The 5,519-nt window shown below is 51.1% G+C and carries 2 protein-coding genes; both read left to right on the top strand.

Features of this window, described 5'->3' with window-relative positions; translation table 11 throughout:
* The first annotated feature begins 349 nt into the window (after nucleotides 1-349).
* Nucleotides 350-1,108 (top strand): hypothetical protein, encoded by a 759-nt coding sequence (locus M0H32_RS29355; protein WP_248160310.1) that lies wholly within the window; start codon nucleotides 350-352, stop codon nucleotides 1,106-1,108.
* Between the two features lie 48 nt (nucleotides 1,109-1,156).
* Nucleotides 1,157-5,029 (top strand): hypothetical protein, encoded by a 3,873-nt coding sequence (locus M0H32_RS29350; protein WP_248160308.1) that lies wholly within the window; start codon nucleotides 1,157-1,159, stop codon nucleotides 5,027-5,029.
* Nucleotides 5,030-5,519: the final 490 nt, after the last annotated feature.

Raw genomic sequence — 5,519 nt, 5'->3', positions numbered from 1 at the left:
GTCCCGGTTATGCTGTCGGCGAGTGATATCATCCCAGGGCATTCGATCCTCCATCTTCTAGACAAAGACGGTTGAATCACAACCCTTTGATATCACTCAACTACTTTTAAATCGGGCTCTAAGAAAATTCCATCTTTAAACGTTAAGCCAATTGACGAGTTTTGGAAAAAAAGTTCTATTGACTAGTTAAGAAGCAAGAGTTAAAAATTGATTTTAATTGATATACATTTTGGATCGATTGCGCCTAAAGTAACTGGATACGCTAGACTTGTTATCAAGAAAGGTGCAGGAATCCAGAAAGCGATGTGATTAGGTAACAAATAAAGAAGACAAAGTCTCTGGAGGGGGCGTGAGATATTTATCCAAGAAGCTCCTATTTGTTATTGCAGCTACTTTTTACACACTAAATCCTACAACGACAGGCTTTGGTTTAATGTGGGAACAAGACAAGGGCGAGACACTGCACGCAACTATTCCCAGCGACAGACTAGTATCTGATCCAAACAAAAATTCAGCGCGGTTCGCGTCGCCAGGTGCGAATAACTATCCGTTCCAGGTTTCATTTCCCGACGCCTCAATGACACTAGGTGCGCGGGTTGCAACAATCTCTGTGGTGCAGAAAGACGTAGGAGGTGAGGTTGGGTCTATCATCGAATTTTGGCGCTCTGGTTATGACGAAGAAGAATTAGAAAAGATTCTAGACACAATCGCTCCAGGTCTTAGTGTTTTCGTCACAGATCGCTTTCGGCGCCCAAGGAATCCTTGGCGATTGGGTGAGATACAAACTGAATGCTTTCCGAACCAAGATTGCCTGCCAGACAATTACGAACATTATTGGTTGATAAAGCCGCTGGAAGGTTCATCCATAGGCCCTGTTTTAGTTGTTGGATACGGTGGGCTCGACGTTAATACATTGTATCCGATTGGTCGCCCGCCAGAGGACATATATAGGCCGACGACCAGTATTCGTGAGGCTACTATTTCTGCAAAGCTAAATGATAATGACACTTATCTGGTGGCAAGGCTTAAGAAAGAAGTTTGGTCCACGCCAGCGGAACTGGAAAAATTCATTTTTGAACTCGTCAAGCGATTGAAACGTCCAGAGTAGGTGGCTTTCAGTTATCGATCAAACCAAGTTTGTAGTGAGACATTTGATATGTTTATCAAAGATTCTAATTTTTCCGTCGGCGCCGATTCCACAACATCAAACGCCGCACCAGGAAATAGCTGGATTAAGGGTTTAACAGGAACCACAAAGTGGTCTGGCGGTACATTTACATATTCAATTGGGACCATTGCGGCGCATGGTACCTTCGCCCAAGCGAACTCTAACCTGCTGATTAACGGCACCGCCACGGGTACATATAATCCGCTCGGGACTACTGGCAACGATGCTGCTCTGATAACAGATATTCGAACCGCTTTCGATATGATCGGGGCGGTGATTTCCGGACTTAGTTTCAGTGAAACGACTGATTTTACTGGAAGTAACACAGATATGAAATTAATCGGATTCGATAATCTGAATGCGAGAGGATGGGGCACTTTCCCAGGAACCGATTCTCTGCTGTCAGGTGGTTCAAATAATTACGAAAGCTATATTATTCTTTCGACCACCGGTTCGAGTATGACTGTGAACGCATTGACGGGTGCCGCATCAAATAGAGTCTCTACGTCACTGCATGAAATTTTACATGGCTTGGGTTTGGCGCATCCTCACGATACGGGTCATGGAACGACGTCTTGGACGACGAGCGATAACTTGAATGCAAGCGACGATGAACTCGACAATCGCCGGTATACAGTCATGTCCTACGAGCGACAGGGCTTGGATACCGACCTAGGTACTCTTGGATACGGATCCGCGGCGACGCCGATGGCTCTCGACGTTGCTGCGCTTCACCACCTATATGGATCGAGTGCCAATCACACTGGCAATACAACCTACACACTTACAGATCCGGAAACCGCAGCATTGGATCTCTATGGGGATGACGGAAACGTCTCTATTGGCAGGGCGTTCTATAGCATCTGGGATACGCAGGGTGATGAGGACAATATCTCCTATGCTGGCGCCAATCGGGCGTTGATCAATTTGAATGAAGCAACACTCGATACGACAGCAGATCCAACCCATATCTTGGATTGGATAGACGATATTTCGGCTACGTCAATCTACGCAGGCCTGTCACAGGAGCTTAAGAATGATCTGACTGATGCTGACTATCATGCTGGCGGTTTTTTCTCGCGTGTTTTTTACAATAACGGCAGCGCGGCGCTCGGTGGCTACTCTATCGCAAATGGCCTTTATGCCTCCGACACACATCGAAATGGCGCCGTCATTGAGAACGCTATTGGCGGAAACCAATCCGATATTTTGATTGGCAATGAACAGAGCAACACTCTAACTGGAAACAGTGGCAATGATTTGCTGCACGGGTCCGGCGGCGATGACCGGCTGATTGGGGGAAGCGGAACTGACACTCTCTTTGGTGGCGAGGGCCAGGACTCCGCAGTCTACTCCGGCGCATTTTCAGAGTACACGATTACACACAATGGCGATGGTACCGTCACGATAGCACATACGGGCGGTTCGGGTGCGGATGATACGGACACCCTAACGGACGTTGAATGTGCAGAATTTACGGATCGGCACGTTGCCCTTGATCCTCTGACTGGTCCTTTAGATGTGGTTTTCCTACAAGATCTGACCGGGTCCTTTTCCGATGATCTTCCATATATGCAAAGCTCGGTAGACGATATCGCGAGCAGACTACTTGAAGACTATTCGGGTAGCCGCTTTGCCGTCACCTCATTCAAGGATACGGGAGACCCGTACGTCTATCAGGTTGAGGCCGATTTCACGAACTCTCCCTCTGCACTTGCTTCAACCTATGCTGGTCTCGAGGCGGCAGGCGGGGGAGATTTCCCAGAAGCGCAATTGACTGCGATGGTCAATGCGGCAATCGGGGCTGGACTCTCCTACCAAACGAGCTCCTCACGACTATTTGTCATTGCAACTGATGCTTCCTACCATCCGTATCAAGACATTACGGCGTTAGCGGCTACTTTCGAGGCAAATAACATAATTCCGGTCTTTGCGGTGACATCCGGACAAGTTTCGACCTATCAGGGGCTTGTTGACCAGTTGGGCACAGGCGTTGTCGTCACCATCACGAGTAACAGCAGCGATTTCGCAGACTCGATCCGCTACGCCCTCGCCGAAATCAACTGCGAAGTGACAGCGGTGGGCGACAGCGCCGATAACACAATCGCCGGTACCGATGGCTTTATGGACGCTATCTACGGCCTAGGTGGCAATGATGTCCTTAGCGGGCTTGGCGGCGATGATACGCTCGACGGTGGCAGCGGCGCAGACAGCCTCTCGGGCGATGTCGGCAACGATCACGTCATTGGCGGATCTGGGGATGACACCGTTTACGGTGGGGCAGGGCATGACAGGCTCGAAGGTAACGAAGGTGACGACATACTGCGCGGCGATCTCGACGAAGTCTACACCGGCTCAGGTTTGCTCGTCGATCCCACCGGTTCGGGAAATTACAGCGTGGCAACGGCGGCATCGATCGATGGATTATTTAATCAAGCTGACCACCCCAATATTATCGCTCCGACCACTATTCCACATGTAACCATTGAGGGAACAGGCGACGGAAACGTTCGCTATTACTCGTTCACGATTCTAGAACCAAATACAACAGTCACATTCGATATTGACATTGGATACACACCAGAGGGTTCAGGAGCTTTTGATAGCTATATTAGTCTATATGATGGTGCTGGGAACCTGGTTACTTCCAATGATGATGGCTCTACAAGCAATGGGGCTGGTGGCAGCGTTAGTTCGTACGACTCGTTCCTTACCACGACTATTGCGACGGCGGGACTCTACGTAATTGCGGTTGGAAGTTATCCGAGCCTATCGGCCGTGCCGGTCGGGGGCACTTACGCGCTACAAGTTTCTATTGCTGGCAGTGTGATTGCCCCATCGTCATCATCAGGCGCTGGCGACGACATCCTTGTCGGCGGTGCCGGCGCGGACTACCTCTCCGGCGGTGGAGGCTATGACACGGCTGATTACTCGTCGTCTGATGCGGGTGTCGCAATCAATTTGGCTGCTGACTATGCGAATGGCGGTGATGCGACCGGGGACACGCTTGTTTCAATCGAAAAGCTCATCGGTTCAGCACACAACGACATACTGCGAGGCGATGCTAGCGGCAACGTCATCGCAGGCGGTCAGGGTGGAGATATTCTTGACGGCCAGGGCGGACTGGACACGGTGGACTATTCCGCCTCAACTGCGGGTGTTGCCGTCAACCTGAAGGTCAACTACGCCAACGGCGGTGATGCGACTGGCGATACGATCTCGAATTTTGAACGAGCCCGGGGCTCGAGCCATGATGACCGGTTGGTCGGGTCGGATGTTGGCAACCGCCTCTTCGGAGGCGCTGGCAATGACTTTCTCGATGGTGGCGGGGCAGGCGATTTGCTGTATGGCGAAGCTGGCGACGACATCCTTGTCGGCGGTGCCGGCGCGGACTACCTCTCCGGCGGTGGAGGCTATGACACGGCTGATTACTCGACGTCTGATGCGGGTGTCGCAATCAATTTGGCTGCTGACTATGCGAATGGCGGTGATGCGACCGGGGATACGCTTGTTTCAATCGAAAAGCTCATCGGTTCAGCACACAACGACATACTGCGAGGCGATGCTAGCGGCAACGTCATCGCAGGCGGTCAGGGAAATGACACTCTAACCGGGTATGGTAGCAATGATACGTTTGTTTTCAAGGACAATGATGGTCATGATCGGATAACGGATTTTGAAACGTCCGCGGACGTGGTAGTTCTCTTGGGAGTGGTCGGTTTCACCAGCTTCGCGGACGTTCAGGCGGCATTAAGCCAGGACGGCTTTGACACTGTGCTGGATTTTGGTGACGGTCAAACGATCCGATTTGAAGACAAGTTGGTAAGTTCTCTGACTGCTGATGATTTCAATTTTTTGTAGAGACCTGGGCATGCTGATTTGGGAGGGTCCCCCTCCGGTGAGGCTTGCTGTTACCCATACGTTCACGGTTCATGATGTGGCTGTTGCGCTATGCGGGCTCCTTCGACCAGGTCGGCAAGACCGGATGACCTGAGACCCGATCCTCTTCCAGTTCAGCGCGGAGTCCTTTGATTGATGCTCTGATCACAAAGTCTGGATCGCCGGAGGTTGGAGTTTTCCAGCTTCTTTCACGGTGACGGGCTGGGGATGCCACCGGGATTATGCAGTGCGATCGGGACGTTGTATCCGATCGCTGAATGAGGCCGATCCTCATTGTAGTGTCTTTCGCCGTAACCGCTGTTCCGACCCCACGTTGTTTTGTCTCCCTTGATCTGTGATCGGCTGATCATGTTGGATCGAGAGGGAGTTTCTCCATGGAGACTACGATTGAGGTTCTCACGGATGGGCGTGATGCAGGTAGGCCGCGCCGTTGGCCAGACGATATGAAGGC

Source organism: Roseibium sediminicola (assembly GCF_023156505.1).
GTDB classification, from domain to species: Bacteria; Pseudomonadota; Alphaproteobacteria; order Rhizobiales; family Stappiaceae; genus Roseibium; species Roseibium sediminicola.
This window is presented reverse-complemented; position numbering and strand designations above follow the sequence as displayed.

Coding starts and splice junctions, on each gene's coding strand:
- M0H32_RS29350 (WP_248160308.1), top strand. CDS start 1,157: ATGTTTATCAAAGATTCTAATTTTTCCGTCGGCGCCGATTCCACAACA.